The organism is Variovorax sp. 160MFSha2.1 (assembly GCF_048305075.1).
GTDB lineage: Bacteria > Pseudomonadota > Gammaproteobacteria > Burkholderiales > Burkholderiaceae_C > Variovorax > Variovorax guangxiensis.
Window position 1 is genome coordinate 2205421 of sequence record NZ_CP157624.1, and the last position, 16124, is coordinate 2221544.

The following is a 16124-nucleotide window of genomic DNA, read 5'->3' on the forward strand; positions in this document are numbered from 1 at the left end:
CGTTCATCGCAGGTAGGCCCCCGATGCGTCGACGGCGCCCGGTTGCAGCACCTGCCGCACCGGCCACGACTGCCACAGCCACAGCAGCTCCGACACCGCCAGCAGCGTGGCCACGCCCAGCAGGAACAGCACCGTCCAGCGGCTCAGCGTGGGCAGCTTGCGCGGCGCGATGTGCGAGAGCGTGCTCGCGTAGGCCCGCTCCGACACCACGCGGTCGCGGCCCGAGAAGTCGGCGGGCCGCTGGTAGACGAACTGGAACAACTCCTCGCGGTAGCCGAGCAGGCGGGCTTCCTCGCCCGCGCCCCGGTACTTGCCCTGGAAGCCCAGTGCCAGCGCGAAGAGGTACAGCCGCGCGATGTCTCGCTTGGAGGGTTCGCGGCCCGACAGCAGTTCCTCGATGCGGCTGAACACCAGGTCGCCCGCGATGTTGGTGCGAAAGAGCGACGACTCCAGCAGGTGGCCCGTCCAGCGCTCGAGGCCGATCCACGGCGTGTGCAGCAGGATCTCGTCGGCCAGCGCGGCCTTCAGGTAGCGCGCGTCGGCCACGTTCTCGAGTTCGAAGCGCGAGCTCTCGCGGCGCGACTCGAGCGACTGCAGCTCCAGAAGGTTCTCCAGGTGGCGCGCCAGCGTCTGCGCCACCGTGTCGATGTCGCTCTCGCGCGATTCGGCGGTGCGGTCGCGTGCCTTCACGATCTCGTCGTAGAAGGCGCGGAACTGCCTCGTGATGTGGTCGTCGACCGCGAGGTCGGGGAGGTTGCGTGCCATGGTCCGGTCAATCCTTGATGAACAGCACGATTTCCTGCGGAGGCTGCGCGGTGGCGCCTTCGTTGGCATTGGCGATCACCAGGAGTTCGGCGGGCACGGTCAGCCCCGGGCTGGTCTGGATCGCGTAGAGCAGGTAGCCCGAGCCCGGGCGCAGGCCCAGTTCGTCGGCCGATTCGACGCAGCGGCGCACCGCGCCCAGCACGCGGCGTTCACGCAGCGAGGGGTATGCCGACTGCGAACCGACGATGGCGCTGTCCATCCAGGCCATCAGGTCCTTGTCGGACTGCCCGCGCAGGCCCACCACGATGCGCGCGCCCGACACCCACTGCGGCTGCAGCGTGGTCTCGAAGGCGCCCTGGCGGAAGTCGAACTTGTGCTCGCGGTACTCCTGGCTCACCTCCGACACCGCGTCACGCAGCGCCAGCAGCAGCGGCTGGAACACGCGCGAGGGGTCGGCGTGGTCGTAGTCCATCGGCACCGGCGGCACGCCCCCCGGGCGCAGCAGGCTCAGCGAGGCCAGCAGCGCACAGAGCGACCAGTACATCGGCAGCGGATGCAGGTGCGGCGTGCGCATCACTGCCTCCGCATGCGGCAGGCCCGACAGCAGGCTGCGCAGCCGGTCCTTCAGCTCCAGGTGCGCGAGGCGGTCGTCGATGCGCGAGGAGGGCACGGCCGTCTGCTTGGCCACGAAGGCCGCCTTGCCGCGCAGCTGGCCGAGCAGGGCGGACGCGGCCGTCCACAGCGGGTTGTCGCGCGCCACTTCCAGCAGCGGCGGCTGCGCGTCGCCCAGCTTCACCACCTCGTTGTCCTTGAAGACCTGGCCCAGGCGCAGGTGCACGTGCGTGCCGGGCGGCACAGCGCCGGCGCTGAGCGCCAGGCGCGGCAGCATGCGCGGGATGTTCGCGGGCTCGGCGTCCGACACCGCATCTTCCACCGGCGCGCCGGCCACCGAACGGAAGCGCACGGTCGCGGCGCGGTGCCGGTTGGGCGTGGTGACGGGCAGGGTGAGGTAGATGTCCAGCGGCTCGTTGGCCAGCCGCTCGGCGTAGGGCGCGAGCGAGAGTTCGAGCGCGCCGTGCGCGGCCTCGGCGGCGGAGAACTGCACCGCGGTGCCGTCCGGCAGGATGGCTTCGAGCACCAGCACGCGCAGCAGGCCGGCGGGCAGCAGGCCCTGGTCGAACACCAGGCGGCGCACGCCCCAGGCGAAAGGCGCGGCGGCCAGCATCTGCCAGGCGACGAGAGTGTCCATGCGCGCGGAGAACTGCTGGAAGTGCTGCGGCGACAGCAGCATGCCTTCATGCCACTCGACGCGGTCGGTGATGGGGGCGGCGCGGTGCAGGTCAGACATGGCGTTCTCCCGCGCGGCTGTATCGAAGTTGTTTGTTCACTTGAAGGAATCCGGGTTGTTCAGCGTGCCGCGGCCGACACGTCGAAGCTCTGTGCATCGAAGCGGGCCACGATCGAGCCCTTGAGGTCTTCCACCCGGATGCGGTTGGCACCGGGCGTGGTGTAGTTCGCGAAGACGAGCACCGCCGCCACGCGCGGCGAGCCGATGGCGCTGGCGGGCACGCGAATCGTCTGGCCCGGCACCAGCTCCCACGAGAGGTACGACAGGCTCTGCGGAAAGGTCTTCTGCAGGTCGGCGCGTGCGCCGAACCACTTGGCGGCCGTGAGTTCGGTGACGCGCGCGAGCATCGCGTCGTCGAGCACCATCACCACGTCGACCGCGACCGGGCTGTTCTGGTTGGCGCCGGGCGCGGCCGAGAGCGTGAGTTCGTTCCAGTTCACGCGCGTGCCCTTGGGAAAGAGGCTGCCGCATGCGGCCAGCTGCACGACGAGCAGCAGCGCCGCCATCCGCCTGAGAAGGTTCTTGGTCCGGTTCATCGCGAAATTCCTGTGTTCGCCGTGGCGGGTGAGGCGTGCACGGCCGCCGGCTGTGCCTGCCGCACGCCCACGGCGATGCCCATCAGCATGATCAGCACCGAGGCCAGCACGCTGCAGCCCGCGAGCAGCGCGAGGTGCCCGCGCGCGAACACGAAGCGCAGCGGCTGGGCGGGCTCGACCTCGACGGCCGGCGCCGTCACGCGCTCCGAAGGCAGGCCGGCCGACACCACGGAAATCAGCGCGCAGGTGGCCAGCAGCGTCAGCACGTTGCGCGGGCCCTCGCAGATCAGGTCGATGGCCAGGAAGAGCGCGAGCGCGGCCTCGATGGGCAGCTGCAGCATCGACAGCACGATGCCCGCGTAGCCCACGTTGGTCATGCTGTTGTTGCCGGCCGAGGCGAAGGCCGCGATGGTCGCGCCGATGCCGATGGTGGCGAAGTCGGCCGGGACCAGCGTGCGGTCGTAGAGGTTGGCGACGAACAGCGCCGCCAGCACGTAGTAGAGCGCCGAGCCCGCGCGCAGGAACACCGAGGCCGTGGGCACCACCAGTTCGACGATGCCGCGGCTGAAGCCCAGGCGAGCGCTCATCGCCTCGATGGTGTGCGGAATGCTCGCCGTGGTGCTCGACGACATGAGACTCACCAGCATCGGCGTCTTCAGGTGCTGCAGCACCTCGGCCAATGGCTGGTTGCCGCGCCGGTGGATCACCGCGATGGCCGCAGTGCCCAGCAGTGCCACGAGCACCACGAAGTGCAGCAGGAAGCCGCTCATGGCGCGGATCGTCACCGCGTCGGTCTGCGACAGCACGTGCGCCGACATGCCGAAGGCCACCACCGGCAGCAGGATGTTGGCGCGCGCGATGATGAGTTCGAGTGTGCGGTAGATGCCCTCGAACATGTGGTTGAGCGCCGTGTGCTGAGTGCGCGCCAGCGCCGCGAAGGCGAGCCCGAAGAGCAGCGCGCACGAGAGGATGCCCAGCGAGCGGCCTTCCGCCAGCACGCGGAAGAAGTTGTCGGGCAAGAGCGTCGCCCTGGGGCGCTCGATGGGGGTGGCCTGCGTGCCGCTCTCGTGCAGCCGCATCTCGATGTCGCCGCCGTCGCCGGCGCGTTGCACGAGCTCGCCGAGGTGCTCGCGCGAAGCGGCGTCGAGCTGCGTGCCCGGCGCGTTCACCCAGCCCAGCGCCAGTCCGATCGCCGCGCAGCTGGTCACCAGCAGCAGCGCCAGCCCCGCGATCATCAGGATGCGCCGACCCGGAAAGGGCAGCCCCATGGTCTGCCTCAGGCCGAAGAAGGTGGCCACCACCAGCAGCGGAATGGCCGCCATGCTCACGATCGACAGGTAGACCTGCGCCACCGCATACGCCACGTCGCCCGCCACCGGCAGGTACACGCCCGCGAGGCCGCCCGCCGCCATGCACAGGAGCAGGGCGAACAGGCTGTGGGACATGCGCGTCAGGAAACCCATGTCGGCTTGTTCCATCCCTTGTCGAGAGCGAAGGCGACCGTGGCGCGGGCTAGTTCCAGCGAGCTGTCGACCAAGGCGAGGGGCGTGTGCTGCGCGGCACGAGCGGCCTGCGCTGCGATGGGCAGCTCGGTGCAGCCCATGATCACCGCGGTCGCGCCCGTGGCGGCCAGCGCCTCCAGGGCGCGCCCGAATGCGGCCGCGCCGGCCTGCACGTCGCCGCCCTTCACGGCGCGGATGCAGGCGTCGACGTGGTCCTGGCCGGTGGAGGCATCGGGCACGAGGAAGTCGATGCCGCGTTCACGCAGTGCATGCTGGTAGAAGCCGGAGGCCAGCGCGCCGCGCGTGGCGAGCACCGCCACCCGCAACGGCCGGTCTTGCGACGCGGTCGCGATCGCGGCCACGCACGACTGCGCAATGTGGATCACCGGCGCGCGGCTGTGCGCCGCGATCTGCGCGTACCAGTGGTGCGACGAGTTGCAGGGGATCGCGATCACGCCCACGCCGGCGTCGTTGAGCACGTCGATGCCCGCGAGCAGCGCGTCCAGCGGATCGGGGCCCGTGCCCAGGATGGCGCTGGAGCGGTCGGGCACATGGGGCAGGTTCGCCACGATCACCGGCAGGTGTTCCTGGTCGCGCGTGGCGGGGGTGAGCTGGATGATCTTGTCCATGAAGTCCACCGTCGCCGATGGGCCCATGCCGCCGAGAACGCCGATGCGTGACATGAAGGCGCGCTCCCTAGATCTTCAATGGCCGCGGGCACACGACGGCCACGGCGGCCGTGTTGCCGATGACCAGCACCAGCGTGCGCAGCATGTCGCAAACCGGGTCCACCGCCAGGAACAGGATGAAGGCCGCCTCGAAGGGCAGGCCCAGGTAGGTGCAGGTCATGCCGATCAGCGACACCGTCACCAGCCCCGTCATGCCGGCGGAGGCGAAGCCGGCGAGCACCGAGGAGGTGAGCACGATGCCGATCTCCACCGGCGAGAGCGAGCGCCCGTAGATCTGCGCGATGAAGAGCGTGGCGCACACGTAGTACACGACCGGCCCGATGCGCAGCAGCGACACCGTGAGCGGCACCAGCAGTTCCACGCGCGAGCGCGCGAAGCCCAGCCGCGTGACCAGGCTCTCGATCATGATCGGCATGCAGGTCGCGCTGCTGCGCGTGGCCAGCGCCAGCGCGAAAGGGCCGCGCAGGGCGTTGAGCGTCTGGCCCAGCGTGCCGTTGGAGCGCTTCCAGATGATCACCGCCGCCACGGCCAGCAGCAGCGCCGACACGACGAGAAAAGCGACCACGAAGGCGCCCATCGCCTTCAGCGGCTCGATGCCGGTCTTGCCCAGCTGCGCCGCGCTCATGCAGAACAGCACCGCAGGCAGCGGAAAGCTCAGCCAGCGCATCAGCGTCTGGCAGGCGTGGTAGACGGTCTCCAGCGCCTGCGTGAGGCCGTCCGAGATGCGCGTGGGCACGTGTCCCACCGCCAGGCCGAAGAGCAGCGCGAACACCAGCGTCTTCAGCGTGTCGCCGTTGGCAAGCGCCGAGAAGATGTTGGCGGGCACCAGGCTCACCAGCATGTCGGCGAAGCTCGCGGTCTTCTTGACCTCGTCCACGCCGCGCAGGTTCATGGCCGTGTCGCTGGCGCTGAGGTCGCCGCCCACGATCTGGCCGAAGGTATGCATGGTGCTGCTCGGCAGGTTCTCGCCGGGGCGAAGAATGAGCAGCGTCGCCGCGCCCGCGATGGCCACGAAGGCCGAGAACGCGAGGAACACCAGCGCCACGCGGCCCAGCAGGCTGGCCGTGCCACCGTCGCGGAACAGCCGCTGCAGGCTGAAGATCACGGCCGAGACCATGAAGGGCAGCGTGATCATCTTCAGCAGGTCGACGTAGATGTCGCCCACGAAGGCCAGCGGCGTGGCCAGCAGCGGCGCGAGCATGCCGAAGGCGACACCGGCGCCCAGGCTGATGATGACCACCCAGGGGTTGAGGACGAAGGCGTAGATCTTGGAGGTATTCATGATGGTTCGGGCGTCCTGTGCGGCTCAGCGGTCGAGTGCCTGCAGCACCTTCTGGATGTCCAGCTTCTCGGCGCGTTGCGCGAGGAACTGGTTGACGTAGGCCAGCAGCGTGGTGTCGGTAACCGCCACTCCGATGCCCAGCGTGTCCTCCAGGTCCTTCAGCGTCACGGTGCGCAGCACGAGCGAGACGGTGGGGTCGGCCTTGAGCACGCGCTTGACCTCGAACTCGTCGCGGTAGGCGCTCACGATCTCTCCCTTGTTCACGGCCACCAGCACGTCGTTCCAGGTGGCGTACTCCTGCACCTTGGCGTGCGGGAAGTTGGTGCGCGCGTAGTCCGCGAAGGACGACTTGGCGATCACGCCGATGCTGCCGTCGAAGTTGCGGATGACCTCCGGCAGCGGCCGTCCGCGCGAGAGTTGGGCGAACTTCACGCGGTTGAGGATCAGCGAGTGGTTCAGCGTGAGGTAGGAGTCGCTGAAGGCGATGGTCTGAGAGCGCGCCAGCGTGCGCGACAGCTTGCTGATGGCCAGGTCGGCCTGGCCGTTGGCCAGCAGGTCCACCACCGCGTTGAAGGTACCGGCTTCGCGGTTGAAGCGCAGCTTCACGCCCAGCTCCTTGGCCAGCGACTGGGCCAGGCCCACCTCGAGCCCGGTCCACTGGCCGCTGTCGTCGAAGAAGAAGAACGGCGGCGTGTCGACCTTGAGCATGGCCACCACCAGTTCGCCGCGCGTCACGATGCGGGCGATGTCGGGCGCGAGCAGCCGGCCGTCGGGAACGCGCACGAGACCGTTGACGAGCACGGGCGGCGTGGCGGGGGCGGCCGGTTCGACGGCGAAGGTGGTCGCCGGTGCCGCAGGAGCCGCAGGCGCAGCGACGACGGGCGTCGCTGCCGCGGCGGGCACCGCGGTCGCGGGCGCGCTGAGCGTGCCCTGCACCACGGGCCTTTCGCCCGCCGCGAGCGCGCCGATGCCGGTGCAAAGGCCGGCGAGCGCCAGCAGTGTGGGAAGGGCAAGGCGGCGAAGCGCGTTGTGCATGCCCGTGAGGTGTCGTGCGTTGTTCGACATGCTTGGAGTCGGTTTGGTCATTGGGTGGAGGCCGCGGGAGCGGGTGCCTGTGCGGGTGCCGGCGCGGCGGAAGGGGGTTGCTGCTGCGCCGGTGCAACCGCGGCGGGCACCGGCAGCGGCGCGGGCGCCAGCAGCTTGCCGATCTCGATGCCCATCAGGAACAGCAGGACGCACAGCAGCACCAGGCAGGCCGCCGTGATGGCGACCATGCGTGAACTCATCGTGAAGACGTATTGGGACATGTGGTGGTCGGGCGTGCCGTTCGTTGGTCGTCGTTCGTGTCAGGGAACCATGGAGGTGAATTGCCCCGGCGCTGCCACCTGGATCACGCCGCCCCAGTTGCAGGCGAGCTTGGAGCTGTCCTGCAGCGCGGGCATGTTGCCGACCAGCACCGTGGGTGAGCCCGGCGCCCATGGGGCGGCCGTCACGGGGATGCAGGGCATGGGCGTGAAGGCGCCGAGCGCGGCGGTGGTGGCCGCGGCCACCATCGGGTTCGACATGCTGTTGCAGGTGCCGAAGGGAAGGATGTTGACGATCGGCTTGTTGTCCATGATGTTGGCGCCCGGCGCGCCGCCGGCGAGCACGCCGCTCGCGGGCAGCACCACGAGGCTGGACGGCGCGGCGCCGAAACTGCACTGCAGCGTGGCTCCCATGCAGACGTGCATGCCCATGGCTCAGGCCCCCCTCACGAATTTTTCGAGGCTCTTCATGAAGCCCTGTGGCGCGGCGGCTTCCACGACTTCGCGGCCCGCCTGGTCGAAGCGGCGCGCGATGCCGTGCGGCTTGCCCTGTCGGTAGGCGACTTCTTCCATCAGCTGCCCGTTGGGCCAGTAGCGGCGCAGCGGACCGTGCAGCACGTTGGCCGCGTAGGTGGACGACTGCGCCACGCCGCCGCCGGGCGCGTAGTCGATGGCCTCGCCATCGAGCAGGCCGGCGCGGTAGCGCTCGCGCCGCAGCATGCGGCCTTCGCGGAAGTAGCTGGCCTCGCCTTCGAGCCTGCCGGCCGCATAGGGCAGGCGCGCGGTGACGTCGCCCGATTCGGCATACGACACCGCCTCGCCGTGCAGCACGCCGCGCACGTGCTGCTGCGTCTGCATGAGCTTGCCCGTGGGGTAATAGGTGCGCGTGATGCCTTCGGCCATGCCGCCCAGGCGCTGCGTTTCCTGCAGCATCTGGCCGCGTTCGTCGAAGAGACGCATGGGCCCGTGCGGCAGGCCGGCCTGGTAGGACGCCTCGAACGCCGGCTTGCCCGGTGCCGAGAAGACCTGCATCGGCCCGTGCGGCAGGTCGCCCACGAAGGAGGCGCGCGCCATCGTCCGGCCGGCGTCGTCCAGCGTCTCGCGCACGACGGCAGCCGGCAGCGCGGCGATGTCCTTGGCGGGGAGGGAGGAAGGGATTGCCATGGCGCCGCTCAATTGATCTTCACCAGCCCGCCCTTGAGCGTGACCATGCCGCCGCCTTCGACCGAATTCATGCCCGAGGCCTTGCTGCTGATGGAAGGCGCCTCGTTCGAGAGCGTGGCGCCGCCCTTGGCCGACAGCGCCACGCCGGCTTCGGCCGCGAAGTTCATGCCGGCGTTGGCGCCCAGGTTGGTACCGGCCTTCAGGTCCAGCGTCTGCGCCGACTTGATGAGCAGCGTGCCCGTCACGTCGATCACGAGGTTGCCCGTGACCTTGAGCTCGTAGTTGCCCGTCACCGTCTGCGTGAAATTGGCCTTGTTGTCGTGTGTCTCGTTGCCGGTGACGTCGAGCGCGCGCGTGCCCTTCACCGAGTGGGTCTCGTTGCCGGTGTCGACCTTGACGGTGCGATTGCCCTTGGTGACGGTGTGCAGCTCGTTGCCGGCCATCACCGTGGTGGTGAGGTCGTTCTCGATTTCCACGCGCATGTCCTTCTGCGCGTGCATGTAGAGCTCCTCGGAGCCCTTCTTGTCCTCGAAGCGCATCTCGTTGCCGGCTTCGCCGGCCTTGGTCGAGCGCGAGCGGATGGTGCTTTGCGACGAGCTGCCCGGCAGGGCGACCGGCGTGGCGTGCGTGCCGTTGTAGACGCTGCCCGAGACCAGCGGCCGGTCGGGGTCGCCGTCGACATAGCTCACGACCACCTCCTGCCCGATGCGCGGCAGGAAGAGCGCGCCCCAGCCTTCGCCGGCCCACATCTGCGAGACGCGGATCCAGCAGGAGCTCTTCTCGTCCTTCCTGCCAAGGCGGTCCCACGGAAACTGCACCTTGATGCGGCCGTGCTGGTCGGTCCATATCTCCTCGCCCGCGGGGCCCACCACCCGCGCCGTGTGGCTGCCCGCCACCACCGGCCGAGGCGTGATGCGAGGCGGGCGGAAGGGCATGGCCGGGGGCAGGGTCTCGAAGCTGTTGCCGTAGTGCTCCAGGTCGGCGTGGTGCCGCACGCTGTGCACCATGTGCTGCGCGTTGAGGTCCGCGCGCGGATGGTCCTGCAGCGTGAAGGTGGTGCCCGGCGTGAGGTAGTGGCAGTGGCTGTCGCCGCGGCCCGACTGGCTGCGGCTGCGGTATTCGTCCAGGCGGATGCGTGCGCGCGGCTCGCCCGCCGAGATCGCCACGCGCGAGGGGTATTCGTAGTCGGTGCCGCGCCCGGTCTCGGCCTCCTGCTTCTTCAGCAGGCTGGTGTCGGGCGCGAGGAAGTCGTAGTCGTCGACCTCCTGGCCCTTGGTCACCAGCCGGGCGTCGGATTCGAAGCGCGTGACGGCGTGGGCATGCGCGAAGCCTTCCTCGGCGCTGCGCACGACCAGCTTCTCCGCATTCGGGCAGGTGGTGCATGCGGAATTGCTGTCGGCCAGCACCAGCGTGTGCGCGCCGTCCGCGAAGGTGAAGAAGTAGAAGATGCCTTCCTCTTCCATCAGCCGCGAGACGAAGTCGAAGGCCGTCTCGTCGTAGCGCACGCAGTATTCGCGCGGTGCGTAGGTGCCGGTCAGCGATAGCCTGAAGTCCACGCCGAAGTCGCCGAGCACCTTCTGCACGATGTCGGGCGTGCTCAGGTTCTGGTAGATCAGGCGGTCGCGGCCCAGCGTGAGCAGCCACATGCGCGGCACCAGTTCGAGCGTGTAGGTCGCGAAGTCGCGGTTGCTGCCCAGGTAGGTGAAGCGCGAGACGATGCCGTTGAAGAAGCGGCTTTCCTTCTCGGGCCGCTGCAGCACCACCGTGGCCGAGGTACCTATCAGGTCGGCGGCCTGCAGCGTGCTGTTTGGCGAGCGCATGGTGAGCGAGCACGCGAACAGCTGCGACAGGCCCTCGGTGGCCTGGAAGGCGTCGAGCAGCAGCTCGTCCGGCCCGAGCGCGGTCTTCACCGTAAGGAAAGCGGCGTGCTGGGTGAAGCCTTCGCGCATGTTCATCGCTTGTTCGTCCCGATCCGGCTCAACTCAGCGTCGACGGCTCGAAGCCGAAGGCGAAGGCACCGTCCGCGCCCACGCTCATGTGCACGCCGGTGAAGGCCGCGGCCATCGAGATGCGCTCCAGCACCTGGCGCGACAGCTCGGGCAGCACCGCGTGCGCGAGGATGTGGTCGATGTTGCGCGCGCCGCTGTCCACCTCGGTGCAGCGCGCGGTGATGGCGTCTTCCACCTGCTCGTCCCAGGTGAAGCCGGCGTGGTGGTTCAGCGAGAAGCGCCGTGCCAGCTTGCCCAGCTTGAGGGCGACGATGGTGCGGATCTGCCCGTCGCCCAGGTGGTGGTACGGCACCAGCGCCAGCCGGCCCAGGAAGGCGGGGCTGAACTGCTTGAGCAGCTCGGGGCGCAGGCGCTCCACCAGTTCCTCGGGGTCGGGCCGGCGCCCGCCCTGCGAAGCCTGCGTGATCACGTCCTGCGCGGCGTTGGAGGTCAGCAGGATCAGCGTGTTCTTGAAGTCGATCGGCACGCCTTCGCCGTCTTCCATCGTGCCCTTGTCGAACACCTGGAAGAAGAGCTCCAGCACGTCGGGGTGCGCCTTCTCCATCTCGTCGAGCAGCACCACGCTGTAGGGCCGGCGGCGCACCGCCTCGGTGAGCACGCCGCCGCGCCCGTAGCCCACGTAGCCGGGCGGCGCGCCCTTGAGGCTGGAGACGGTGTGCGCTTCCTGGAACTCCGACATGTTCACCGTGATGACGTTGCGCTCGCCGCCGTACAGCAGGTCGGCCAGCGCGAAGGCCGTCTCGGTCTTGCCCACGCCGCTCGGGCCCACCAGCATGAACACACCCACGGGCTTGCCGGGGTCGTCCAGGTCGGCGTGGAAGGTGCGGATGCGCCGCGAGATGGCGTCGAGCGCGTCGTCCTGGCCGACCACGCGCTCGGCCAGCTTTTCCTTGAGGTTGAGCACCGTGTGCAGCTCGTCGGTCATCATCTTGCCGACCGGGATGCCGGTCCAGCCGGAGATGACTTCGGCCACCATCGTGCCGTCGACGCAGACGGGCACCATGGGTTCGTCGTTCTGCAGCGCCTCCAGGCCCTTCTCCAGCCGGCGCAAGGCGGCGGTGAGCAGGGCGGGGTCGTTCTCCTCGTCGGCCGGCGGTGCGTCGCTGCGCAGGCTCTCGGCGATCTTGCGGCGCAGCGCGACGATCTCCATCACCGCATGCTTCTCCTCGTCGACCTTGTCCGAGAGGCGCTTGTGTTTCTGGCGCAGCGCGTCGAGCCGCGCCGAGAGGGTGGCGATGGCTTCCTGGCGGTCGCTGCCCGTGGCCGCTTCATGGCGCAGCACGCGCAGCTCGCTCTCGCCGGTGGCGATGTCGCGCGCGGCCGATTCGAGCTCGGCCGGCAGCCCGTTCTGGCCGATGGCCACGCGCGCGCAGGCGGTGTCGAGCACGCTGATGGCCTTGTCGGGCAGCTGCCGGCCGGTGATGTAGCGGTGCGAGAGCTTGACGGCTTCGCGCACCGCGTCGTCGACGATCTCCACGCCGTGGTGCTTCTCCAGCGTCTCGACCATGCCGCGCAGCATGTCGATGGCGACTTCCTCGCTGGGCTCTTCCACCTTCACGACCTGGAAGCGCCGCGCCAGCGCCGGGTCGCGCTCCACGTATTTCTTGTACTCGGCCCAGGTGGTGGCGGCGATGGTGCGCAGCTCGCCGCGCGCGAGCGCCGGCTTGAGCAGGTTGGCCGCGTCGCCCTGGCCCTCGGCGCCACCCGCGCCGATGAGCTGGTGCGCCTCGTCGATGAAGAGGATCACCGGCGTCGGCGATGCCTTGACCTCGGCGATGACCGACTTGAGCCGGTTCTCGAACTCGCCCTTCACGCCGGCGCCGGCCTGCAGCAGCGCGAGGTCGAGCGAGCGCACCGACACCTGGCGCAGCGCGGGCGGCACGTCGCCCTGCACCACGCGCTGAGCGAAGCCCTCGACCACGGCCGTCTTGCCCACGCCGGCCTCGCCGGTGAGGATGGGGTTGTTCTGGCGGCGGCGCAGCAGCACGTCGATGATCTGGCGGATCTCGCCGTCGCGGCCGCGGATCGGGTCGATGGCGCCGTCGCGCGCGAGCTGCGTCATGTCGACCGTGTACTGGTCGAGGGAGGGCGTGGCCGAGCTGCCGCGGCGCGCGGTGGGCATCTGCATCGCGCCGGCTTCGCTCGCCTGCCGTGGCGCGGCGGGCTGGTTCGCGGCGGGTGCGGAGGGTGCCGATGCGATCGGCGCGGCGGCCAGCGCAGCACCCGCCGCATCTTCGGGAGAAGACTGCAGCAGGCCCGCGAGCTCGTCGCGCAGCGAGCCGCGCGGAATCTGCAGCAGCGCGGGCGCGGCATCGACCAGCCGGCCGCGCAGGCGGTCGACCTCGAGCAGCGCCAGCATCAGCGTGCCCGAGCGCACGTGCTGCTGGCCCAGCAGCATCGAGCTCATGAGCCAGGCTTCCTGGAAGAGAGGTGCGAAGTCGGGCGCGAGGCTGGGCGTGCGGCCGTTGCCGCGCTTGAAGGTGTCGAGCGACTTCTGCAGCTGCGCCTGCACCGTGTCGGGCCGGATGCCGAAGCGGCCGAACACCAGCCGCAGGTCGGGCGCCTCGTTGTCCACCAGCTTCATCAGCAGGTGCTCGATGTCGACGTTGTAATGCGTCTGCTGCACGCACAGCTCGGCGGCCTGTTCCATGGCGCGCTTGCATTCCGGGTTGAGCCGGCCGAGCAGGGTGCGGATGTCGATGTCCATAGGAGTGTTCGGATCAGGCGTGGGGCGCGTCGCCGCCGTCGCTGGTCAGGGTGTGTTGAACGGGCGGCAGCGCGCCGCGGAAGGCTGGCCCGGCAACCCACGAGGTCCAGCCCAGGCGCATCGGGTTGGCTGCGCCGAGCACGCTGCTGCGCGATTCGGCGGGCGCCAGCCGCAGCTCCATCTCGACCTTCAGGTCCTGCGGGATGAAGCGGCGCACCAGCCACTTGGCGAGTGCGTGGTCGGCGCCCTTGGGCAGCAGCTCGCGCAGCCGCTGCTGGCTCAGGTTGCCGAAGACGAGGCGGATGCCCGCGCCCTGGTCCCACACGCGCCTGCCGAGCACCGCGCCGCCGCCCAGCGGCGTGCGCATGTCCAGCCGCGCCGAGGCATCGGGCTCCAGCGCCAGCCAGCGGCCGCGGAACTGGGTGCCGTCCACCTGCACGCCCAGGCGGTCGCGCAGCAGCGCGAGCAGGGCGGTCATGCCGCGCGGCGCACCACCGAGCAGGCCGGCATGGCGCAGCCACAGGGCGGATCCGTCGGGCGCGCGCACGCCGGCGCGCAGGCCCAGCGCACTGGCGGCGTCGAGCGTGGAAGCCAGCGTGGAGCGCGCGGGCGACTGCGGGTTGAGCGCCACGTGGTGCTTGCGCCGGCTGCGGTAGAGGAAGGCCAGGAAGCGATGGTTGAAGATGTCGAGGAAATCGCCCGTGGCGTGGTCGCGCTGCTGGCGGCGCTCCAGCAGCATCTCGGTGAAGGGCATCGGCAGCGGGCCGCCGCTGCCGGCCAGCGAGAGCGCGGGCGTGGTGAGCGAGTAGGGCTCGCCGGTGACGGCCTCGGTGCCGACTTCTCGCACGTCGCTGGCCTCGAAGGCGAGCGAGACGAAGGCGTGCAGCCGCACGGCCTCGCGTTCGCGCGGGCCCTGCGAGCGGCCCACGGGCACGGCCTCGGGCGCGGCGCGCTCCAGCAGGCTGATGGCCTGGAACAGGTTGAAGTCCTGCGGGCGGGCGGCGAGTTCTTCGACGATCACAGCACCACCTGCCGGCCCGTCATCGGGGGCCATTGCTTGCGGATATCCTCGCCGCTGCGCACCGCGAGGCGCACGAAGGAGTTGACCGAGGTGTACATCGCGAAGAAGCGCGCGAGCACCGCCGACATCATGAGCGGCGAGCCGCCGACGAAGGCGTCGTCCTCGAATTCGAGCGTGACCTGCGTGCCCCGGCAGTACCCGCGCCAGGCCTCGGTGCCCACGTGCGCCGTGACGCCGCGCGCCGAGAGCCCCGCGATGCCGCGGATCTGCGCATGGTCGCGGCGGCTGTCGGAGGCGAACAGCAGCAGCATCTCGCGCAGCTGCTCGCGGCCGGTGGAGCCGTCGACCAGCGACTGGTGGTTGAGCGTGAGCAGCGACACCAGCCGCCAGAGCGTTTCGCTGCCCAGCGGCGGATCGCGCTGCGCGGTGGGCTCGTAGAGGCAGCGCACGTGCGTGGGCTGCGGCGGGCCCTCGGCCAGCAGGCGCGCGCCCACGGGCACCTGCTCGGCCAGGCGCCGGTTGGTGCACAGCAGGTGCGCGTAGACCACGGGCTGCGCGGGGCGGGTGTGGTCCTTGCCCTGGTCGACGAAGGACAGGAAGACGTCGGTGCCCGGAATGTTCTGGCGCAGGCAGGGCTCGCGCCGCGCGGACCAGAAGACCGTGCCATCCTTCGCGCCCGGCGCGCCGTCCACATGGCCCAGCGCGGCGAAGCCGGGTACGTTCACCGGCTTGTCGGCGTCCGGGTCGGACGCGACCACGGAGACGATGGAATGCACCTCGGTGGTCGCGTCGCGCTGGCGGTCGGGCACCAGCATGTATTCGTAGTGGCGCTGGTCCATCGCCAGCGGCTCGCTCACGCGCGGGAACAGGTTGACGATGGGCGTGCAGCCGAGCTGGAAGTTGTCGGCGTCGATGTAGCGCAGCGCGCGCGTGGAGCGGTCGAGCTGGAAGGCGATCTCGCAGCGGCGCCCGCCGCCCAGACGCGATCGCAGGTGATGCAGGTCGAAGAAATGGAACTTGCGCGGGAACGCGAAGTACTCCTGCAAGAGGCCATAGGCAGGCTGCGCGTTGGCGGGCTGCGGCAGAACTTCTTCTCCCTCGGCGAAGCCGACCTCGCGCCAGGCGTCGGCCGGCAGCATCTGCGCCATGCCGCCTTCGGGAATGACGGCCACCGACTTCACTCCGGACACCAGCGCGTCGTACAGCGGCATGGTGGTCATCCAGTCGCCCTGCAGGTGGATGCGCAGGCTGTCGATCTCCAGCTCGGAGAAGTCGGTCTGCTCCTCGCATTCGAGCGCGAGCCGCAGCACCGCGTCGCTGTCGATGGCGGCATGCGTGATTCGCAGCGGCCACAGCAGGGTGTCCCAGGCGGTGCGGAAGCGGCAGTCCTGGGAGGAAGCCCCCGGAGCCCCCGGCGCGTGCGGCGATGTGCGCGCGTGCAGCATCGTGTGGCGAGGCACGCGAAAGCCCGCCGTGACCTTGCCCTGCGCCGGATCGAGGCCGAACTGCGCCACCGACATCGACGGCAGCGGCTGCACGAGCGAAGGGCAGAGGTTGTCGAGCAGGGCGTAGGCGACGTCGGGAAATTCCTGGTCGAGGTCGCGGTGAACGCGCGCAGACAGGAAGGCCACCGACTCGATCAGCCGTTCGGTGTGCGGGTCGAGCGATTCGCCGCCGTGCAGCGAGAGGCGCGATGCGACCTTGGGGTAGCGCTGGGCGAAGTCCGCGCCCTGTCCTCGCAGGTAGGACAGCTCGCGCTTGTAGTACTGCAGCAGGTCGCTGTGCTGGATGTCGGAC

The 16124-nt window shown here is 69.9% G+C and carries 14 protein-coding genes; all 14 read right to left on the reverse strand.

The window, feature by feature from the left end:
* Positions 1-3: 3 nt before the first annotated feature.
* The 14 genes from ABL838_RS09745 to tssF all read right to left on the reverse strand — a co-directional run bounded on the left by ABL838_RS09745 (position 4) and on the right by tssF (position 16117).
* Positions 4-765, reverse strand: a complete 762-nt coding sequence (locus ABL838_RS09745; protein ID WP_418125177.1) for a DotU family type IV/VI secretion system protein — start codon at positions 763-765, stop codon at positions 4-6.
* Positions 766-772: 7 nt separating this feature from the next.
* The gene (gene tssK, locus ABL838_RS09750) at positions 773-2113 is read right to left on the reverse strand and encodes a type VI secretion system baseplate subunit TssK (RefSeq protein ID WP_418125178.1); all 1341 of its coding nucleotides are present in this window, start codon (positions 2111-2113) and stop codon (positions 773-775) included.
* Between the two features lie 59 nt (positions 2114-2172).
* Complete coding sequence (locus ABL838_RS09755) at positions 2173-2649, reverse strand: hypothetical protein (RefSeq protein WP_418125179.1); 477 nt, start codon at positions 2647-2649, stop codon at positions 2173-2175.
* On the reverse strand, positions 2646-4112 hold the full coding sequence (locus tag ABL838_RS09760; RefSeq protein WP_418125180.1) for a dicarboxylate/amino acid:cation symporter: 1467 nt from the start codon (positions 4110-4112) through the stop codon (positions 2646-2648). The genes ABL838_RS09755 and ABL838_RS09760 overlap by 4 nt, the downstream gene beginning before the upstream one ends.
* Positions 4100-4834, reverse strand: coding sequence for an aspartate/glutamate racemase family protein (locus ABL838_RS09765; RefSeq protein WP_184635974.1), 735 nt, complete (start codon positions 4832-4834; stop codon positions 4100-4102). The genes ABL838_RS09760 and ABL838_RS09765 overlap by 13 nt, the downstream gene beginning before the upstream one ends.
* Before the next feature lie 13 nt (positions 4835-4847).
* Positions 4848-6122 (reverse strand): dicarboxylate/amino acid:cation symporter, encoded by a 1275-nt coding sequence (locus ABL838_RS09770; protein ID WP_126024608.1) that lies wholly within the window; start codon positions 6120-6122, stop codon positions 4848-4850.
* Between the two features lie 24 nt (positions 6123-6146).
* Positions 6147-7187 (reverse strand): ABC transporter substrate-binding protein, encoded by a 1041-nt coding sequence (locus ABL838_RS09775; RefSeq protein ID WP_418125181.1) that lies wholly within the window; start codon positions 7185-7187, stop codon positions 6147-6149.
* A 17-nt stretch (positions 7188-7204) separates the two neighbouring features.
* The gene (locus ABL838_RS09780) at positions 7205-7396 is read right to left on the reverse strand and encodes a hypothetical protein (protein ID WP_418125182.1); all 192 of its coding nucleotides are present in this window, start codon (positions 7394-7396) and stop codon (positions 7205-7207) included.
* Between the two features lie 72 nt (positions 7397-7468).
* On the reverse strand, positions 7469-7858 hold the full coding sequence (locus ABL838_RS09785; RefSeq protein ID WP_418125183.1) for a DUF4280 domain-containing protein: 390 nt from the start codon (positions 7856-7858) through the stop codon (positions 7469-7471).
* Between the two features lie 3 nt (positions 7859-7861).
* The gene (locus tag ABL838_RS09790; RefSeq protein ID WP_418125184.1) at positions 7862-8590 is read right to left on the reverse strand and encodes a toxin-antitoxin system YwqK family antitoxin; all 729 of its coding nucleotides are present in this window, start codon (positions 8588-8590) and stop codon (positions 7862-7864) included.
* An 8-nt stretch (positions 8591-8598) separates the two neighbouring features.
* Positions 8599-10545, reverse strand: coding sequence for a type VI secretion system Vgr family protein (locus ABL838_RS09795; protein ID WP_418125185.1), 1947 nt, complete (start codon positions 10543-10545; stop codon positions 8599-8601).
* A 22-nt stretch (positions 10546-10567) separates the two neighbouring features.
* Entirely contained in the window at positions 10568-13306 is a 2739-nt protein-coding gene (gene tssH / locus ABL838_RS09800; protein ID WP_418125186.1) for a type VI secretion system ATPase TssH, read from the reverse strand.
* Positions 13307-13319: 13 nt separating this feature from the next.
* Positions 13320-14360: a type VI secretion system baseplate subunit TssG gene (gene tssG, locus ABL838_RS09805; RefSeq protein ID WP_418125187.1), complete on the reverse strand. Its 1041-nt coding sequence runs from the start codon at positions 14358-14360 to the stop codon at positions 13320-13322.
* Positions 14324-16117: a type VI secretion system baseplate subunit TssF gene (gene tssF / locus ABL838_RS09810; RefSeq protein ID WP_418125854.1), complete on the reverse strand. Its 1794-nt coding sequence runs from the start codon at positions 16115-16117 to the stop codon at positions 14324-14326. Before tssF ends, tssG begins: the two co-directional genes overlap by 37 nt.
* Positions 16118-16124 lie beyond the last annotated feature (7 nt).

Coding starts and splice junctions, on each gene's coding strand:
- ABL838_RS09745 (WP_418125177.1), bottom strand. CDS start 765: ATGGCACGCAACCTCCCCGACCTCGCGGTCGACGACCACATCACGAGG.
- tssK (WP_418125178.1), bottom strand. CDS start 2,113: ATGTCTGACCTGCACCGCGCCGCCCCCATCACCGACCGCGTCGAGTGG.
- ABL838_RS09755 (WP_418125179.1), bottom strand. CDS start 2,649: ATGAACCGGACCAAGAACCTTCTCAGGCGGATGGCGGCGCTGCTGCTC.
- ABL838_RS09760 (WP_418125180.1), bottom strand. CDS start 4,112: ATGGGTTTCCTGACGCGCATGTCCCACAGCCTGTTCGCCCTGCTCCTG.
- ABL838_RS09765 (WP_184635974.1), bottom strand. CDS start 4,834: ATGTCACGCATCGGCGTTCTCGGCGGCATGGGCCCATCGGCGACGGTG.
- ABL838_RS09770 (WP_126024608.1), bottom strand. CDS start 6,122: ATGAATACCTCCAAGATCTACGCCTTCGTCCTCAACCCCTGGGTGGTC.
- ABL838_RS09775 (WP_418125181.1), bottom strand. CDS start 7,187: ATGTCGAACAACGCACGACACCTCACGGGCATGCACAACGCGCTTCGC.
- ABL838_RS09780 (WP_418125182.1), bottom strand. CDS start 7,396: ATGGTCGCCATCACGGCGGCCTGCCTGGTGCTGCTGTGCGTCCTGCTG.
- ABL838_RS09785 (WP_418125183.1), bottom strand. CDS start 7,858: ATGGGCATGCACGTCTGCATGGGAGCCACGCTGCAGTGCAGTTTCGGC.
- ABL838_RS09790 (WP_418125184.1), bottom strand. CDS start 8,590: ATGGCAATCCCTTCCTCCCTCCCCGCCAAGGACATCGCCGCGCTGCCG.
- ABL838_RS09795 (WP_418125185.1), bottom strand. CDS start 10,545: ATGAACATGCGCGAAGGCTTCACCCAGCACGCCGCTTTCCTTACGGTG.
- tssH (WP_418125186.1), bottom strand. CDS start 13,306: ATGGACATCGACATCCGCACCCTGCTCGGCCGGCTCAACCCGGAATGC.
- tssG (WP_418125187.1), bottom strand. CDS start 14,360: ATGGCCCCCGATGACGGGCCGGCAGGTGGTGCTGTGATCGTCGAAGAA.